The sequence below is a fragment of the Amycolatopsis sp. BJA-103 genome (genome assembly GCF_002849735.1).
GTDB lineage: Bacteria > Actinomycetota > Actinomycetes > Mycobacteriales > Pseudonocardiaceae > Amycolatopsis.
Genome location: NZ_CP017780.1, coordinates 480,893 through 496,627, shown reverse-complemented (window position 1 = coordinate 496,627; position 15,735 = coordinate 480,893). Strand labels below are relative to the sequence as shown.

Annotated in this window: 17 protein-coding genes and 1 riboswitch; of the genes, 9 read left to right on the top strand and 8 right to left on the bottom strand. The window is 68.3% G+C overall.

The genetic code is table 11. The features are described from left to right. The first annotated feature begins 62 nt into the window (after window positions 1-62). Complete coding sequence (locus BKN51_RS02350) at window positions 63-836, top strand: enoyl-CoA hydratase-related protein (protein WP_101606035.1); 774 nt, start codon at window positions 63-65, stop codon at window positions 834-836. On the opposite strand, the gene BKN51_RS02345 is transcribed toward BKN51_RS02350, so the two are convergent. Genes BKN51_RS02345 through BKN51_RS02335 form a run of 3 tightly spaced genes read right to left on the bottom strand, consistent with a single transcriptional unit; the run spans window position 833 to window position 1,886 of the window. After that, entirely contained in the window at window positions 833-1,189 is a 357-nt protein-coding gene (locus tag BKN51_RS02345; RefSeq protein ID WP_101606034.1) for a barstar family protein, read from the bottom strand. The genes BKN51_RS02350 and BKN51_RS02345 overlap by 4 nt on opposite strands. Beyond that, window positions 1,186-1,671, bottom strand: a complete 486-nt coding sequence (locus tag BKN51_RS02340; RefSeq protein WP_101606033.1) for a ribonuclease domain-containing protein — start codon at window positions 1,669-1,671, stop codon at window positions 1,186-1,188. Before BKN51_RS02340 ends, BKN51_RS02345 begins: the two co-directional genes overlap by 4 nt. A gap of 11 nt (window positions 1,672-1,682) precedes the next feature. Next, a complete protein-coding gene (locus BKN51_RS02335; protein ID WP_101606032.1) occupies window positions 1,683-1,886 on the bottom strand; it encodes a CDP-alcohol phosphatidyltransferase family protein in 204 nt (67 codons plus the stop codon). A 59-nt stretch (window positions 1,887-1,945) separates the two neighbouring features. On the opposite strand from BKN51_RS02335, the gene BKN51_RS02330 reads away from it, so the two are divergent. From BKN51_RS02330 to BKN51_RS02320, 3 genes are all read left to right on the top strand, one after another. Further along, window positions 1,946-2,911 (top strand): quinone oxidoreductase family protein, encoded by a 966-nt coding sequence (locus BKN51_RS02330; protein WP_101606031.1) that lies wholly within the window; start codon window positions 1,946-1,948, stop codon window positions 2,909-2,911. Window positions 2,912-3,084: 173 nt separating this feature from the next. Beyond that, on the top strand, window positions 3,085-4,131 hold the full coding sequence (locus tag BKN51_RS02325) for an alpha/beta hydrolase (protein WP_101606030.1): 1,047 nt from the start codon (window positions 3,085-3,087) through the stop codon (window positions 4,129-4,131). A gap of 79 nt (window positions 4,132-4,210) precedes the next feature. Next, window positions 4,211-5,689: an amino acid permease gene (locus BKN51_RS02320; RefSeq protein ID WP_101606029.1), complete on the top strand. Its 1,479-nt coding sequence runs from the start codon at window positions 4,211-4,213 to the stop codon at window positions 5,687-5,689. Here the strand turns inward: BKN51_RS02320 and BKN51_RS02315 are convergent. Beyond that, on the bottom strand, window positions 5,664-6,713 hold the full coding sequence (locus BKN51_RS02315; protein ID WP_101606028.1) for an NAD(P)H-dependent flavin oxidoreductase: 1,050 nt from the start codon (window positions 6,711-6,713) through the stop codon (window positions 5,664-5,666). The genes BKN51_RS02320 and BKN51_RS02315 overlap by 26 nt on opposite strands. A 154-nt stretch (window positions 6,714-6,867) precedes the next feature. Between BKN51_RS02315 and BKN51_RS02310 the strand changes: the two genes are divergently transcribed. The 3 genes from BKN51_RS02310 to BKN51_RS02300 all read left to right on the top strand — a co-directional run bounded on the left by BKN51_RS02310 (window position 6,868) and on the right by BKN51_RS02300 (window position 9,747). Further along, complete coding sequence (locus BKN51_RS02310; protein WP_168214242.1) at window positions 6,868-8,631, top strand: family 20 glycosylhydrolase; 1,764 nt, start codon at window positions 6,868-6,870, stop codon at window positions 8,629-8,631. Window positions 8,632-8,701: 70 nt separating this feature from the next. Continuing rightward, window positions 8,702-9,280: a hypothetical protein gene (locus BKN51_RS02305; protein ID WP_146044399.1), complete on the top strand. Its 579-nt coding sequence runs from the start codon at window positions 8,702-8,704 to the stop codon at window positions 9,278-9,280. 20 nt (window positions 9,281-9,300) lie between these two features. Then, complete coding sequence (locus tag BKN51_RS02300) at window positions 9,301-9,747, top strand: pyridoxamine 5'-phosphate oxidase (RefSeq protein ID WP_101606026.1); 447 nt, start codon at window positions 9,301-9,303, stop codon at window positions 9,745-9,747. Between the two features lie 51 nt (window positions 9,748-9,798). Here the strand turns inward: BKN51_RS02300 and lepA are convergent, their stop codons facing one another. Further along, window positions 9,799-11,637 (bottom strand): translation elongation factor 4, encoded by a 1,839-nt coding sequence (gene lepA / locus BKN51_RS02295; RefSeq protein WP_101606025.1) that lies wholly within the window; start codon window positions 11,635-11,637, stop codon window positions 9,799-9,801. Between the two features lie 113 nt (window positions 11,638-11,750). Between lepA and BKN51_RS02290 the strand changes: the two genes are divergently transcribed. After that, window positions 11,751-12,338 (top strand): class I SAM-dependent methyltransferase, encoded by a 588-nt coding sequence (locus BKN51_RS02290; protein ID WP_101606024.1) that lies wholly within the window; start codon window positions 11,751-11,753, stop codon window positions 12,336-12,338. Here the strand turns inward: BKN51_RS02290 and BKN51_RS02285 are convergent. After that, entirely contained in the window at window positions 12,335-12,709 is a 375-nt protein-coding gene (locus BKN51_RS02285; protein ID WP_101606023.1) for a VOC family protein, read from the bottom strand. The genes BKN51_RS02290 and BKN51_RS02285 overlap by 4 nt on opposite strands. A gap of 23 nt (window positions 12,710-12,732) precedes the next feature. After that, a complete protein-coding gene (locus tag BKN51_RS02280; RefSeq protein WP_101606022.1) occupies window positions 12,733-13,638 on the bottom strand; it encodes an EamA family transporter in 906 nt (301 codons plus the stop codon). 332 nt (window positions 13,639-13,970) lie between these two features. Between BKN51_RS02280 and rpsT the strand changes: the two genes are divergently transcribed. Further along, window positions 13,971-14,231 carry a 30S ribosomal protein S20 gene (gene rpsT / locus BKN51_RS02275; RefSeq protein ID WP_037310642.1) on the top strand — a complete coding sequence of 87 codons (261 nt, stop codon included), beginning with the start codon at window positions 13,971-13,973 and terminating at the stop codon, window positions 14,229-14,231. Between the two features lie 245 nt (window positions 14,232-14,476). Here the strand turns inward: rpsT and holA are convergent, their stop codons facing one another. Beyond that, entirely contained in the window at window positions 14,477-15,463 is a 987-nt protein-coding gene (gene holA, locus BKN51_RS02270; RefSeq protein WP_101606021.1) for a DNA polymerase III subunit delta, read from the bottom strand. A 135-nt stretch (window positions 15,464-15,598) separates the two neighbouring features. Further along, window positions 15,599-15,731: riboswitch (SAM riboswitch) on the top strand. Window positions 15,732-15,735: the final 4 nt, after the last annotated feature.

Here is a 15,735-nt window from a genome sequence, read left to right as displayed (position 1 = left end):
CATCGGAGCATGGTGGCGCAGGCCACTGCCCGGCCCGACTTCGCCCGTGCGAAGGTGTGGCCATGGCTGACGAACTGGTGCACTACGACGTGGTGGGCGGCACCGCCACGATCACCTTGGACTCCCCGCACAACCGCAACGCGCTCTCCGCCCAGCTGCGGCGTGAACTGAGCGAGTCGCTGGACAAGGCCCAGGCGGACGACGCGGTACGGGTCATCGTGCTCACCCACACCGGCCCGGTGTTCTGCGCCGGGATGGACCTCAAGGAGGCCCGCGGCGCCGGTGCGGGCGCCCAGGGCGTCAACGAGTTCCCGAAGATCCTCGAGCAGCTCTGGACCAGCCCCAAGCCTGTCGTGGCGAGGCTGGCGGGCCCGGCACGGGCGGGCGGCATCGGCATGGTGGCCGCGACCGACATCGCCGTCGCCGTGCACGAAGCGACGTTCGCCTTCTCCGAGGTGCGGATCGGCGTCGTCCCCGCGGTCATCTCGCTCACCGTGCTGCCGCGGCTCAACGCCCGTGCCGCGCACGAGCTGTTCCTGACCGGCGACACCTTCGACGCGAAGCGCGCCGTCGAGATCGGCCTGCTGAACTCGGCCGTCTCGGCCGACGAACTCGACGGCGAGGTCTCCCGCTACGTCAAGGCTCTCGCCCTCGGCGGCCCGAAGGCGCTCGCGGCGACGAAGGAGCTCCTCAGCAAGCCCCGCCCGGCGACACCCGGTGAAGGCTTCGAGGCCATGAACAAGCTGTCCGCCGGGTTCTTCGCGAGCGAAGAGGGCCAGGAAGGCATCACGGCCTTCGCGCAGAAGCGCAAGCCGAACTGGGTCCCGGAGGCCTAGTCCGGCAGGACCACGGTGAGGCGCCGGGAATCCGATCGGTCCCCGGTCGGTCCCAGCGCCCGCTGTGCGTCCGAGAGCACGCTCCGGACGGCCAGGTAGGCCTTCGGATCGCGATCCTTGAGCACCGAGGAACCGGACCAGATCAGCACGTGCTCACCCGTCGGGAGCCACGACAGGTCGGTGAGGCAGTCGTAGAGCGCGTCGAGGTTCTTCCCGAAGTAGTCGGGGAACGACAGCGCCTCCGCGATCGCGTCGAGCGTGGTGGCCTTGTCGACCGTCCGGCCGCCGTCGATCAGATGCGGATGCGCGCCGCGGGTGAACGCCTTGTCCGCCGCGTCCTTCGCCGCGCTCATCGATCGGTGTCCACTACGACGAAGGACTTGTAGTGGTCCTCGGTGTAGTACAGCTCTTTGCCGGTACCTCTCACCAGGCGCCTCGCCCCGCGATCCGGGCTGCCCGGCGTCTTGACCGTGTATTCCCGGTAGTAGCCGGACGCCTTGGCGGGCAGGACCTTTTCCCGGTTCTGGAAGAGGACGTCGTCGTTGCGCGGATACGGATACGGTCCGCCCGCCTTGATGAGCCCCCAGGTCTCGGATGCCTGCGGGGGCAGTCCCGTGAGCGGTTTGACCGGGAGACCGGACTCCTCGCCCGCGACCTTGCCCTTGGCCCGGTTCGCTCCGGTCTCGCCCGACGGCTTCGCCGAAGCGGACGAGCTCGCCGGGGCCGAGTTGCTCTTCGAATCGTCACCGCTGATGCCGTCCTTGACGAACCAGCCGGCGAGCACCAGCACGATCAGGCCGATCAGGGCGGCGGTGATCCGCCTACGGTTGAACATGGTGCGCCAGCTTAGGAGGGCCGGTCGGGGTCGTTCGCATCGCGGGCCGTGCCGAAGAGCCGGGCGACCTTCCCGAAGAGCGTGTCGAGCAGCCAGGCAGCGACCAGGCACAGCGGCACCACGACCGCCATGACCAGCACGAACTGCACGGGGAACGGGGCCTGCGCGAGCCACAACTCGACGCCGTCCCACCAGTCTGCAAGCCCGTTGAACACGCTGTGAGCCTACGCTCGTACCCCCTGCCACCGCCGGTCAGGCCATGTAGGTTGCTGGAATGTTCGCCGTTTACGCTTCCGAACCCAACGCCGAAAAGCCGCTGGACTCGCTCGTGATCGGCGAGCGACCCGAGCCCGAGGTGCCCGAAGGCTGGGTGCGGGTCAACGTCAAGGCCGCCAGCCTCAACATGCACGACCTGTGGACGCTGCGCGGCGTCGGCATCAAACCCGAGCAGTTCCCGATGATCCTGGGCTGCGACGGGGCGGGCACCCTCGACGACGGCACCGAGGTCGTCCTCCACTCGGTGATCAACGCCCCGGGCTGGCAGGGCGACGACACTCTCGACCCGAAGCGCACCCTGCTCACCGAGAAGCACCAAGGCTCGTTCGCCGAACAGGTCGTGGTCCCGGCGCGCAATGTCGTGCCGAAGCCGTCGAGCCTGAGCTTCGCGGAAGCCGCGACCATGGGCACGGCGTGGCTGACCGCGTACCGGATGCTGTTCGTGAAGTCCGGGCTGCGGCCGGGACAGACGATGCTGGTCCAGGGCGCCTCCGGCGGCGTCTCGACCGCCCTCGTGCAGCTCGGGCGCGCGGCCGGATTCCGGGTCTGGGTGACAGGGCGTAGCGAAGAGAAGCGTGCGCTGGCCGAGAATCTGGGCGCACATCAGACCTTTGAGTCCGGCGCGCGGCTGCCGGAGCGGGTCGACGCGGTCTTCGAGACCGTCGGGAAGGCGACCTGGTCCCACTCGGTGAAGTCGCTCAAACCGGGCGGGATCATCGTGGTTTCGGGCTCGACCAGCGGTCCGGACGCTCACGCGGAGTTGCAGCGCGTGTTCTTTCTGCAACTGCGTATCGCGGGTTCGACGATGGGGACCAGGGACGAACTGACCGATCTCCTCGCTTATCTGGAGCTCACCGGGGTCCGGCCGCAGATCGGCGCGGAATTGCCTTTCTCGGAAGCGAAAACCGGGTTTAAGAACATGCTCGACGGGGAAACCTCGGGAAAGGTCGTCTTCGCGCATTGATCGGAGGGGTGCGACCGCCCCCTCGCTGCGCACGCAGCCGCACATCCACGCGTTCCTCGCAGGTCAAACCGCGATTTTCCGATCTTGTCAAGTGTCAAGAACGTTATGACTCAGCAAGATTCTCACGACCAAAGTTCGACCAAAATCCGACCTCTCGCGGTTAACCTGGAATCATGACCGCATCGCAGCGGCCCGAACCGGCGGACCCCGGGGGCCGGAACAACGCCGACGCCGACCCGATCCGCGTCTCTTTCCGGCGCTATGCCGGTGTCCGCACCAGAGTGCTCGAAGTCGGGCCGCAGCCGGTGGAATCCACCGACCGCGCGCCCCGGCGGGTACTCGGCAAGCGGGCCACCGCGCGCGGGCACGCCAAGCCGACAGCGCCGAGGCTGGTGTTGCTGCACGGCTATTGCGACAGCGCCGACACCTGGCGCCCGGTTCTGGAGCTGCTCGCGGCCGCCGGTGTTCCGGCGGTCGCGGTCGATCTGCCCGGCTTCGGTGACGCTCAGCCACTCCGGCCCGGCCCGATGCTCCCGCAACTGGACGCCTTCACCGCGGCCGTGATCAAGGAGCAGGCCGTACTCGGCACGGTGGTGCTCGCCGGCAACTCGCTCGGCGGCACGATGAGCCTGCGTGCCGCCGAGAACCACCGGCTGCCGGTCTCGGGCGTGGTGTCGATCGCCGCGCCCGGTTTCGTGGACAGCTGGCTGATCCGCACCGTGGCCCGCTACCCGCTGCCGCTGCGGATGTACTCGGCCCTGCCGTTGCCGATCCCCGGCTTCCTCGTGCGCGCCGTCGCCGAGCAGGTCGTCCCCCGGCTGCTGTACGCCAACGCCACCGCCGCGGACGCCGAGCAGGTGCGCCGGTTCACGTCGCTGTTCCCGGACTACCGCTCCACCACCAGCCGGCTCGAACAGGCGAGGCAACTCGTCGAGGAGCTGACGAACGCGTACCGGCTCGAAGAGGTCCGCATCCCGCTCCTGGTGGTCGTCTGTGGCAAGGACAAGCTGGTCAGCGCCGCCTCCGGACGGCAACTGCACGCACTGGTCCCGCACAGCAGGTTGATGGTCCGCGAGGACTGGGGCCACTGCCCGCAGCTGGACGACCCCGTCGAGATCTCGGAGCTGCTGACCTACTTCTCCGCCAGCGCGTCGAGGCCGTCGAAGATCGCCGCCGCTCGCGTGGCCGCCGAAGTGAGCGAGGACACCGTCGCCGGATAGGTGCGGTGTCCCGACTCCCGCTACCGTGCCCTTCGGACTGTGACCCAGTCCGAAAGTCACAACCTGTTGGGAGACGACGATGTCCGCACCGCGCAGCCTGGGCACGGGATCCGGGATGTTCCGCCGCAAACCGATCGACCAGATCCAAGAACTCAGTGACAGCGGTGGCGGGCTCCAGCGCACGCTGGGCCTGCGCCAGCTGACCGCGATCGGCGTCGGCGGCATCATCGGCGCGGGGATCTTCTCCCTGGCCGGCGCGGTCGCGAACCAGACGGCCGGCCCCGCCGTGCTCATCTCGTTCCTCATCGCCGGTATCGCCAGCGCGGCCGCCGCGTTCTCCTACGCCGAGTTCGCCGGGCTGATCCCCCGCGCCGGATCCGCCTACACCTACGGCTACACGGTGCTGGGCGAGATCGTCGGCTGGTTCATCGGCTGGGACCTGCTGCTGGAGTACACCGCGATCGTGGCGGTGGTCGCGATCGGCATCTCCGGCTACTTCAACGAGCTGCTGGGCTACCTCGACATCGATCTCCCGACGTGGATGCTGGGCGCTCCGGGCACCGAAAAAGCCGGCGTGGAGCCGGGGTCCTACAAGATCAACCTGTTCGCCGTGCTGCTGTGCCTGCTGATCGCCTTCATCCTCAACCAGGGTATGAAGAACGCCGCACGGTTCGAGACACTGCTGGTCTACCTGAAGGTCGGCCTGGTGCTGCTGGTGATCGTCGTCGGCGTCTTCCACATCAACACCGACAACTACTCGAACTTCTTCCCGTTCGGCCTCAGCGGCGCGTTCACCGGCGCGGCGACGGTGTTCTTCGCGGTCTTCGGTTATGACGCCATGTCCACCGCGGCCGAGGAATCGACCGACTCCCAGAAGCACATGCCGAAGGCGATCATCTACTCGCTCGCCATTTCGATGGTGCTCTACGTGCTGGCCTGCCTGGTCCTGACCGGGATGGTCAACTACAAGGACATCGACAGCGAAGCCGCGTTCTCCAGCGCCTTCGCCGGTGTCGGGATGAAATGGCTCGGCCTGATCATCGCGGTCGGCGCGATCATCGGTATCACCACGGTGCTGTTCACCTTCCTGATGGGCGCGAGCCGCGTCGGCTACTCGATGAGCCGCGACGGCCTGCTGCCGAAGTGGTTCAGCAAGACCCACCCGGTGCGCAAGGTGCCGAGCCGGATGACGTGGGTGCTCGGCGTCGCGTCGGCGATCATCGCCGGGCTGCTGCCCATCGGCGAGGCCGCGGAACTGACGAACATCGGCATCCTGCTCGCGTTCGTCGTCGTCTGCGTCGCGGTGATCGTGCTGCGCTACAAGCAGCCGGACCTGCCGCGGACGTTCAAGACCCCGGGCATGCCGGTCGTGCCGATCATCGGCATCGTCTTCTCGATCTGGCTGATCACGTTCCTGAACTACCACACCTGGCTGCGGTTCGCGGCCTGGTTCGGCCTCGGCCTGATCGTCTACTTCGCCTACAGCCGCCGTCACTCCGCGATGAACCCGGGCAACGGCAACGCGAAGCAGGTCAGCGGAGACGACTCAAACGCGTAGCGGCTTCGCGGGCTTCGGCTTGGAGGCGTTCGACGATCGACGCCGCCGGGCCGGAGCCCGCGAGTTCGTAGGTCTGCCCCGCGTAGAGGGACATCACTTCCGGGTCCCCGGCCTTGCCCGCCGCCGCGCGGATCGGTTTGGTCAGGTTGTTGATTTCCGGATACGCCGACGGCGCCGCGGCCGAGAAGTCCGCGACCGCGCGGTTGACCAGTGACCGGGCGGGACGCCCGCTGAACGCCCTGGTGAACGCCGTCGCCCTTCCCCCGTCCGCGAGCGCCTGCCGGTGCGCGGGCTGCGTCCCGGCTTCGTCCGCCCGCAGGAACGCGGTACCCAGCTGCGCCGCGTCGGCGCCCGCCGCCAGCACCGCCGCGATGTCGGCGCCGTGCACGAGCCCACCGGTCGCGACGAGCGGCAAGTCCGTCCGCGCCGAGACCAGGCGAAGCAGGCTGAGCACGCCGTACTGCGCTCCCCCGCCTTCGGCTCCGGGCTCGTCAGCGAAGAGCCCTCGATGCGCTCCGGCTTCGAATCCCTGGACCACGAGCGCGTCCGCGCCGGCCGCCACCGCCTGGTCGGCCTCCGCCGGGCTGGTGACCGTGACGGCCACCTTGCTCCCGTTGGCGTGCAGGCGTTCGACGTCCTCGGGTGAGGGCGTGCCGAAGGTGAAGGAAACGACCGGCACCTTACGCTCCAGCACGACCTCGAGCTTCGCGGTGTAGGCGTCGTCGTCCCAGCGCGGCTCGCCCGGCTCGACGCCGTAGCGCTCGGCCTCCGCGCGCCAGCGCTCGAGGTGGCCGCCGAGATCCGCCGTCGCGGCGCCACCCGGGACGAAGAGGTTCACCCCGAACGGCTCACCGGTGAGTTCGGCCGTCTTCGCGATCCGGTCCGCCAGGGCGTCGGCGCTCAGATAGCCCCCGGCCAGGAAGCCGAACCCGCCCGCCGCGGTCACCGCGGCCACGAGCTCCGGAGTGGTCGGCCCGCCCGCCATCGGGGCCGCGATCACGGGGAAACGCAGGTCTTCGAACACGTTTCCGACGATAGTCCTCCCGTGGCGACACGGTATGTGACGTTCGAGTCACGCCAAGGTTCCTTGCTGGTGGTCTAGACCTTTAACGCCGAAAATGCGACGATCGGACGAGTCGTGACGCGGGTCACGTCTCCCAAGTCCCCAGGAGGCCCTGGTGAAGACCTTGAGAGTGCGGCTCGGCCGCGCCTTCGTCGGGGTGGCGCTGCTCGCCGGCGTCACCACCGCAGCCGCCCCCGTCGCCGACGCGGCCACCCCGCCGTTGCAGGCGATCGTCCCGGTACCGGTCTCGGCCCAGGCGGTCACCGGCGCCGACCACGCCCTGACCGCGACCACCAAGATCTACACACAGGCCGGTTCGGCGCCCGCCAAGGCCGTCGGCGAGTACCTCGCCGGGGTCCTCCGCACGTCCACCGGCTTCGCCCTGCCCGTCTCCGACGCGCCCTCGGGCACGCCGACCGACGGCATCTCGCTACTGCTGTCCGGCGCCGATGCCCGAGTCGGCGACCAGGGTTACCAACTGAACTCGACGTCCGCCTCGGTCATCCTGCGCGCGACGACGGCTCAGGGCCTCTTCGGCGGCGTTCAGACGCTGCGCCAGTTGCTGCCCGGCAAAGTCGAGAGCCCCACGGTGCAGCAGGGCCCCTGGACCATTCCGGGCGCCACCATCCTGGACTATCCGCGTTTCGGCTATCGCGGCGCGATGCTCGACGTCGCCCGGCACTTCCACCCCGTCGCGACCGTCAAGCGGTACATCGACCAGCTGGCGCAATACAAGATCAACAACCTGCACCTGCACCTGGCCGACGACCAGGGCTGGCGCATCCAGATCGACAGCTGGCCACGGCTGACGACCTACGGCGGCAGCACCCAGGTCGGCGGCGGCGCCGGTGGCTACTACACCAAGGCGCAGTACACCGAGATCGTGAACTACGCGGCTTCACGGTTCATCACGGTCATCCCGGAGATCGACATGCCCGGGCACACCAACGCCGCCCAGGCGTCGTACGCCGAACTGAACTGCAACAACACCGCTCCCCCGCTGCGCACCGACACCGCGGTCGGCTACAGCTCGCTCTGCATTTCGAAGGAGCTCACCTACACCTTCGTCAACGACGTGATCCGGGAGGTCGCCGCGCTGACACCCGGGCCGTACTTCCACCTCGGCGGTGACGAGGCCCAGGCCACCAGCGACGCGGACTACCGCACCTTCATGAACCGTGTGCTGCCGATGGTGGCCGCCGCGGGCAAGCAGGTCGTCGGCTGGCACGAGATCGGCAAGGCCACCCTGCCCGCCACGGCGACCCCGCAGTTCTGGGGCACGACGACCTCCAGCACGGAGGTCTCGAACGCCGTCGCCCGCGGCAGCAAGGTGATCCTGTCGCCGGCGAACAAGGCGTACCTGGACATGAAGTACAACTCCAGCACGCCGATCGGGCTGTCGTGGGCGGGATACATCGAGGTCCAGGACGCCTACAACTGGAACCCGGGCGCCTACCTCTCCGGCGTGCCCGAATCCGCCGTCCGCGGCGTCGAATCCCCGCTGTGGACCGAAACCGTGGTGACCCCGGCGAACATCGACTACCTCGCCTTCCCGAGGCTTCCGGCGCACGCCGAACTCGGCTGGTCGCAGTGGTCGACGCACGACTGGAACGTCTTCCGGGTACGCCTCGGCGCGCAGGCCCCGCGCTGGCAGGCACAAGGCATCAACTACTACGCGTCGAGCCAGGTGCCTTGGGAAACCGGATCCGGCAACCCCGGCACCTGCTCACTCCCGGCGTGGGACCGCGCCTCGGTCTACACCGGCGGAGCGACCGTCTCCCACAACGGGCACAAGTGGGCGGCACAGTGGTGGACGCAGGGCGAAGAGCCCGGGACCACCGGCCAATGGGGAGTCTGGCGCGACAACGGCACCTGCTGAATCCGGCCGGGGCCGGTGGGGATTCCGGAAATCCTCGCCGGTCCCGGCCAAAACTTTCTAAACTGGCGGCATGGGGGCACACCCGGCGAAAACACGCTGGCACCACAGGTTCGCCGTTCACGAGATGATGGGCGCGGTCACCGGCGGCATCGGTCTCCTCGTGGCAATCGGGTACGTGACGATGCTGGCCATGGGCGGGCAGGTCCCTCCGTTGCCGTTCATGGTTCCGTTTCTTCTCGTCTGGCTGGCGGCGGGGTTCTCGACGGCGGTGCCCGTCCTTTCCCAGCGGTCATCCGGGATCCGAGTCCGTGAAGAAGGCCGGTTCTTCCCCCGACGACACATCGCCTGGGAAGACATCTCGGAGTTCATCGTGACCTCGAAGGCCGAAGATCTCACGTCGGAGTTCCTCAAGGCTCCCAAGACCGAGGAGTTCGGAGCCGGCCGCTCGATCCTCGTCGTCAAGCTCCGGGACGGCCGCCGGGTGCCGACGGAATTCCAAAGCCTGGGAAAGGAATCCCCCTTTGCCCCCGGCCCGGACGGGGAAGAGAGTCCCGGCTTCTATTGGCAACCGGCCAGGAAGTTCGACAACACCGTCATCGCCCTCCGGGCCGCTCTCGTGGCTCACCGCTCGTCTCCCGCGGAGGGCTGACCGGGCGCTACGGTGGTTCCATGGCCGCAGACCTCGAACTCGTCCGCACTCTTTCCTTGCGCGAAAACGGACTCGCGACCGTCGCGACGGTCCGCGCGGACGGCACCGTGCACTCGTCGGTGGTGAACGCCGGGGTGATCGAAGACCCCGTCACCAAGGCTCCGGGAGTCGGTTTCGTCGCGGTGGGCGGGGCGAAGAAACTCGACCTGTTCCGCCGGGCGGGCCACGCCACGATCACCTTCCGCCGCGGCTGGGAATGGGCGGCGGTCCAGGGCGCCGTCCACCTCATCGGCCCGGACGACCCGGATCCGGACTTCGACCCGGCCGGGCTCCCCGGGCTGCTGCGCGAGGTCTTCGTCGCAGCGACAGGCACCCATGACGACTGGGACGAGTACGACCGCGTGATGGCGGCCGAACGCCGTGTCGCCGTCTTCGTCACGGCGAGCCGTGTCAGCGGAAATCGCTGACACGAAAAAGGCCACCCGACAACGCTTCGGGCGGCCTTTTCGCGAGTATCGCTACTTCTTCTTGCCGTTGTCCTCAGTGGACAGTGCGGCAACGAAGGCCTCCTGCGGGACCTCGACCCGGCCGACGGTCTTCATCCGCTTCTTGCCTTCCTTCTGCTTTTCCAGCAGCTTGCGCTTACGCGAGATGTCACCGCCGTAGCACTTCGCGAGCACGTCCTTGCGGATCGCGCGGATGGTCTCGCGGGCGATGATCCTGGCCCCGATGGCGGCCTGGATCGGCACCTCGAAGTTCTGCCGCGGGATCAGCTCGCGAAGCCGGTTCACCATGCGGTTGCCGTAGTTGTAGGCGTCGTCCTTGTGCACGATCGCGGAGAACGCGTCCACACCCTCGCCCTGCAGCAGGATGTCCACCTTGACCAGGTCCGCCGCCTGCGAACCGGCCTCTTCGTAGTCCAGCGACGCGTAGCCACGCGTACGCGACTTCAGCGTGTCGAAGAAGTCGAAGATGATCTCACCCAGCGGCATGTTGTACCGCAGCTCGACGCGGTCCTCGGACAGGTAGTCCATGCCGAGCAGCTGGCCGCGCTTGTTCTGGCACAGCTCCATGATCGTGCCGATGAACTCGGACGGCGCCAGGATGCTCACCTTGCTGACCGGCTCGAGCACCTTGTCGATCTTGTTCCCGGTCGGCCAGTCCGACGGGTTGGTGACGTGGATTTGCTTGCCGTCGTCCTGCACGATGTCGTAGACCACGTTCGGCGCGGTGGAGATCAGGTCGAGGCCGAACTCGCGCTCCAGCCGGTCCCGGGTGATCTCCAGGTGCAGCAGGCCGAGGAAGCCGCAGCGGAAGCCGAAGCCGAGCGCCACCGACGTCTCGGGCTCGTAGTCCAGCGCGGCGTCGTTGAGCTGGAGCTTGTCCAGGGCCTCGCGCAGCTCGGGGTAGTCCGAACCGTCCACCGGGTACAGGCCGGAATAGACCATCGGCTTCGGCTCGCGGTAGCCCGCGAGGGCCTCCTTCGCGCCGTTGCGCTCGGAGGTCACGGTGTCACCGACCTTGGACTGCCGGACGTCCTTCACCCCGGTGATCAGGTAGCCGACCTCGCCGACGCCCAGCCCCTTGCTGGCCTTGGGCTCCGGCGAGATGATCCCGACTTCCAGCAGCTCGTGCGTGGCGCCGGTGGACATCATCTTGATCCGCTCGCGCGGGGTGATCTTGCCGTCGACGACCCTGATGTAGGTCACGACGCCCCGGTAGGTGTCGTACACCGAGTCGAAGATCATCGCCCGTGCCGGGGCGTCCGCGTCACCCTGCGGCGCGGGCACCTGCTTCACGACCTCGTCGAGGAGCTCGCCGACCCCGACACCGGTCTTCGCGGACACGCGGAGCACGTCCGACGGTTCGCAGCCGATGATGTGCGCGATCTCGGCGGCGTACTTGTCCGGGTCCGCGGACGGGAGGTCGATCTTGTTGAGCACCGGGATGATCTGGAGGTTGTTCTCCAGCGCGAGGTAGAGGTTCGCGAGCGTCTGCGCCTCGATCCCCTGTGCGGCGTCGACCAGCAGGACAGCCCCTTCACACGCTTCGAGCGCGCGGGAGACCTCGTAGGTGAAGTCGACGTGGCCGGGGGTATCGATCATGTGCAGGACGTGGTCCTGACCGTCGACCTTCCAGGGCAGGCGCACGTTCTGCGCCTTGATGGTGATCCCGCGTTCCCGCTCGATGTCCATGCGGTCGAGGTACTGCGCACGCATGGCCCGTTCCTCGACCACACCGGTGAGCTGCAGCATCCGGTCGGCCAGGGTCGACTTGCCGTGGTCGATGTGCGCGATGATGCAGAAGTTCCGGATGAGCTCCGGGGGCGTGAAGGTCGTGTCGGCGAACGTCGTCAACGGGTTTCCTCGCGAAGGTCGGGGTGTGCCACCTCTATGGTCCCATGCCGCTCCGGGTGCGAGTGGGGGTCATCCCCGATGCGGCCCGTGGCGTGCTGTGGTGCCCTCGAAGTATGAGTAATTCACTGACCCAGATCCTCGACAGGACGTTCGGCCATCCCAGGGGACTGCTCGGCCGGTTCGGTGGCCTGGCGATGGCGCACGGCAACGCTGCCACCGAACTCCGCATCGTCGAACTGGCGTCGATCGAGTCGGGCGAAACCACCCTGGTCGTGGGGCCTGGTCCTGGCCGCGGCCTGCAGGCCGCGGCAGAACGCGCCGGCCGCGCGATCGGCGTCGATCCGTCCCCGGAGATGCTCGCCCGCGCCCGCAGACGGTGTGGCGACAAGGTGGAGCTGCGGAGCGGCGCCGCGGACTCCACGGGCGAGCCGGACGAGAGCGTCGACGTGGTCCTGAGCGTCAACAACGTGCAGCTGTGGGAGGACCGGGCGGCCGGGTTCGCCGAGTTGTTCCGCGTGCTCCGGCCGGGCGGCAGGCTGCTGCTGTCGTCGCACGAGAAGTGGCTGCCGGTTTCCCGCCACGAGCTGGCCGACGAAGCGGCCGCCGCCGGCTTCACCGACCTGCAGACCTGGACCTGGGACCCGCCGGGCTTCGGCGCCTCGCTCGCCGCTCAGCTGCGCGCGGTCAAGCCCACGGCCTAACGCGGGTCGGTCCGCAACGGATGCTCACGCGGCACCTCGACCAGCACGATCCTGGTGCCGTCCGGGTCGGCGATCCACGCTTCGTCCAGGCCCCAGGGTTCACGGCGAGCCCCGCGAACCGGGTCCAAGCCCTTCGCGGCGAGTTCCTCGAGCGCCGCGGGCAGGTCCCGGACCTGGAGCCACAAGGCGACGTCAGGGGTCGGGCCCGTCTTCCCGGTACCGACGATCTCGATCGACCCGTTCCCGGCGAAGAACACCGTCCCACCAGGGAATTCCTTGTCGATCGCCAAGCCAAGGGTGTCCCGATAGAACGCCGTCGACACGTCGAGGTCCTTCGGGTGGATCAGCACCCTGCTGCTCAGCACGTCCATGGCTCAATCCCTACCCGATGGGTTCAGGCCATCGCAATCGCGGCGATGCCCGCCAGCACCACCACGGACCCGACAAGCCTGCGCACGGCGTTCGCCTCCTTCAAGATCAGCCAGGCCGCCAGGCCGCCGAGGACGATGCTCAACTCCCGCGCGGGTGCGACGAGGCTCACCGGAGCGATCCGAAGCGCGTAGAGGACCAGCAGGTAGGCGATCGGTGAGAACAAGCCGACGATGACGATTTCGCGCTTGTGCTCGCGCCAGAGCCACGAGACCTCTTCGCGGTCCTTCAGCGCGTACGGCGCCATGAGCAGGCTCTGCACGATCGCGCCGGTTCCGAAGTAGACGATCGGCGGGACACCGAGACCGGTGACCGAATGCGCGTCCCAGAGCGTGTAGGCGGCGATCGTCAGCCCGGTCAGCAGCCCGTACGCCACGCCCTTGCGGCGAGCGACGCGATCCGCGGCGTCGGCGTGGGCGGGTGCCCGCCCGGTACCGATGACCAGCACCCCGGCGACCACGAGGAACGCGCCCACCAGGCCGAGCGGCCCCGGTCGCTCCCCGAGCAGCACGACGGCCGCCAGCACCGAGATCAGCGGCCCCGTCCCGCGGGCGAGGGGATACACGACGGACAGGTCACCGACGGCGTACCCCCGCTGGAGGACGACTCCGTAGGTGACGTGGAACACCGCGGTGACCGCGGCGGCCAGCAGCCATGTCCACTGTGGACGTTGCGGCTCCACGGCCAGCGAAACCGCCATGACGGGGATGAGCAGGATCGCGGACAAGCTGTAGTACGCCCAGACGAACCGGGCTCCGCCACGGCGGATCCGCTTGGCTGCCAGATTCCAGCCCGCGTGAATGACGGCGGCGGCGATGACGAGGGACAGGGCGGTGGCGTTCACTGCGGACCTTTCACGTTTTCCGCGCATGCGGAAAACATCGGTCCTCCAGGCTTTTGTCCCGTCAGATGAACGGCGGTGCTTCCGGCCCCGCCGATGGTGCCGCTCGGACCTGTCCCGCTTGCCCTGATTGTGTGTTTCGCTGAACGGGCAGGCGGCGGAACCCTAGGCACTACGCTCTCGACCGTACCGCAGAGCCCCTCCGGAGGCGGCCGAGATCCGCTCCGGGACGACTGTTAAGCTGGCCCTTCACCGCTGTGTGGCATTCCGTCATGGAGGAAACCCGCGCCGCTTTCACGAGCGCGCAGGGCCGGTCACAGCGCGGCGGTGAAACCACCGAGAGAGTCAAGAGGAGCGCCCCCGTGGCCAACATCAAGTCGCAGATCAAGCGCATCACCACCAACGAGAAGGCGCGTCAGCGCAACCAGGCGATCCGGTCCTCGGTGAAGACCGCGATCCGCAAGTTCCGCGAGGCCGCCGACTCCGGCGACAAGGCCAAGGCCCTGGAGCTGCAGAAGGACGCGGCCAAGAAGCTGGACAAGGCCGTGACCAAGGGCGTTCTCCACGCCAACCAGGCCGCCAACAAGAAGTCCGCGCTGGCGAAGCGCGCTAACTCTCTTTAATCGCGCGCTGACGTAAACGCGCCGAAGGGGCGTCGATCCGCTTGTCACTTACGTGGCGCGGAGAGGCGCCCCTTCATCGCGTTTACGTGGGCCTTCGGCCCAAGAGAGGGCGCGCGACTGGTGAAGTCTCGCCGTCGCGCTGGCGCGCTTCCGGCGAGACGAGTCCGCCGGTCCGGTCGTGGGGCGCGTTGATCGTCGGGCTCGGTCCAGTGAGCGTTTGAGCGTTGGGCGTGGTCCAGTAGGTGTTAGCGGCTGGGGGTGCCGTGTGCGGCGACGACTTCCAGGACGGCGCGTTCCAACGCGTACTCCGGGTCGGCCGCGGCACCCTTGACCTCGGCGTTGAGCCGGGCGACGATCCGCATGGCGGTGGCGAGACCGTCCTGCCCCCAGCCGCGGGCCTGCCCCTGTGCCTTGCGCACCTTCCACGGCGGCATCCCCAGCTCGCCCGCCATCTGGTTCGGGTTCCCGCGACCCGCGCCCGACACTCGCGCGATCGTCCGGACGGCGTCGGCGAGGGCGTCCGCGACCAGCACGTACGGAACGCCCAACTGCATCGCCCAGCGCAGTGACTCCAGCGCCGCCGCCATGTCGCCGGCGACGGCCTTCTCGGCGACGGCGAACCCGTTCACGTCCGCGCGGCCCCGGTGGTAGCGGCGGACCGCCTGCTCGTCGACCGCTCCCCCGGCGTCCGCGACGAGCTGGGTCGCGGCCGACGACAACTCGCGCAGATCCGAGCCGACGGCATCGATCAGCGCGAGCACGGCCGCACCGTCGATCTTCCCGCCGACCCGGCGAACTTCGTTGCGGACAAAGGATTCCCGCTCAGCGGCCTTGGTCAGTTTCGGGCACTCGACGACCTCTGCCCCGGCCTTCTTCAGGGCCGCGGGAAGCGCCTTCGCGGCCTTGCTCCGACCGCCTCCGCTGTGCACGACGACGAGCACGATGCCCTCGGCGGGCGCCTTGACGTAGGCCATCACCCCGTCGGCGAGCTCCTGCGAGATATCGTGCGCGGATTCGAGGACGATCACCCTGCCCTCGGCGAACAACGAGGGGCTGACCATCTCCGCGAGCGCGGGGACTGTGAGGTCGGACACCCGGATCCGGGACAGATCCGCTGTCGGATCGGCCGCTTTGGCCGCGTCCGAAGCGCTGCGGACCGCGCGTTCGATCAGCAGCTCTTCCTCACCGAGAACCAGGACCAGCGGCGATGGGGCGGAAGCTTGCGTCGTCACGGTGACGATCCTCCCACTCGTCCTCTCGGGTGCTTTGTCCGGTGACGTGTTCCGGGCACGGTGGCCCCACCCGAGCCTCATGTCGTACGGTGTTGGCGAGGCGACGCGATCGAACGCGTGCCGACAATCGAATACCGCTCATCCAGAGGGGCAGAGGGAACGGCCCGATGAAGCCCCGGCAACCGGCGTCAGCCTGTCATTCCGCGATCGCGGGATAGCTGACGAACACGGTGCCAATTCCGGCCCGCCATGGCGGGGCAGATGAGGAAGGA

What these genes read in the sequence shown, in the direction of transcription:
- BKN51_RS02320 (WP_101606029.1), top strand. Translation starts at nt 4,211, where the DNA reads ATGTCCGCACCGCGCAGCCTGGGCACGGGATCCGGGATGTTCCGCCGC.
- BKN51_RS02305 (WP_146044399.1), top strand. Translation starts at nt 8,702, where the DNA reads ATGGGGGCACACCCGGCGAAAACACGCTGGCACCACAGGTTCGCCGTT.
- BKN51_RS02280 (WP_101606022.1), bottom strand. Translation starts at nt 13,638, where the DNA reads ATGCGCGGAAAACGTGAAAGGTCCGCAGTGAACGCCACCGCCCTGTCC.
- BKN51_RS02350 (WP_101606035.1), top strand. Translation starts at nt 63, where the DNA reads ATGGCTGACGAACTGGTGCACTACGACGTGGTGGGCGGCACCGCCACG.
- BKN51_RS02325 (WP_101606030.1), top strand. Translation starts at nt 3,085, where the DNA reads ATGACCGCATCGCAGCGGCCCGAACCGGCGGACCCCGGGGGCCGGAAC.
- BKN51_RS02345 (WP_101606034.1), bottom strand. Translation starts at nt 1,189, where the DNA reads ATGAGCGCGGCGAAGGACGCGGCGGACAAGGCGTTCACCCGCGGCGCG.
- BKN51_RS02300 (WP_101606026.1), top strand. Translation starts at nt 9,301, where the DNA reads ATGGCCGCAGACCTCGAACTCGTCCGCACTCTTTCCTTGCGCGAAAAC.
- BKN51_RS02340 (WP_101606033.1), bottom strand. Translation starts at nt 1,671, where the DNA reads ATGTTCAACCGTAGGCGGATCACCGCCGCCCTGATCGGCCTGATCGTG.
- BKN51_RS02330 (WP_101606031.1), top strand. Translation starts at nt 1,946, where the DNA reads ATGTTCGCCGTTTACGCTTCCGAACCCAACGCCGAAAAGCCGCTGGAC.
- BKN51_RS02290 (WP_101606024.1), top strand. Translation starts at nt 11,751, where the DNA reads ATGAGTAATTCACTGACCCAGATCCTCGACAGGACGTTCGGCCATCCC.
- BKN51_RS02285 (WP_101606023.1), bottom strand. Translation starts at nt 12,709, where the DNA reads ATGGACGTGCTGAGCAGCAGGGTGCTGATCCACCCGAAGGACCTCGAC.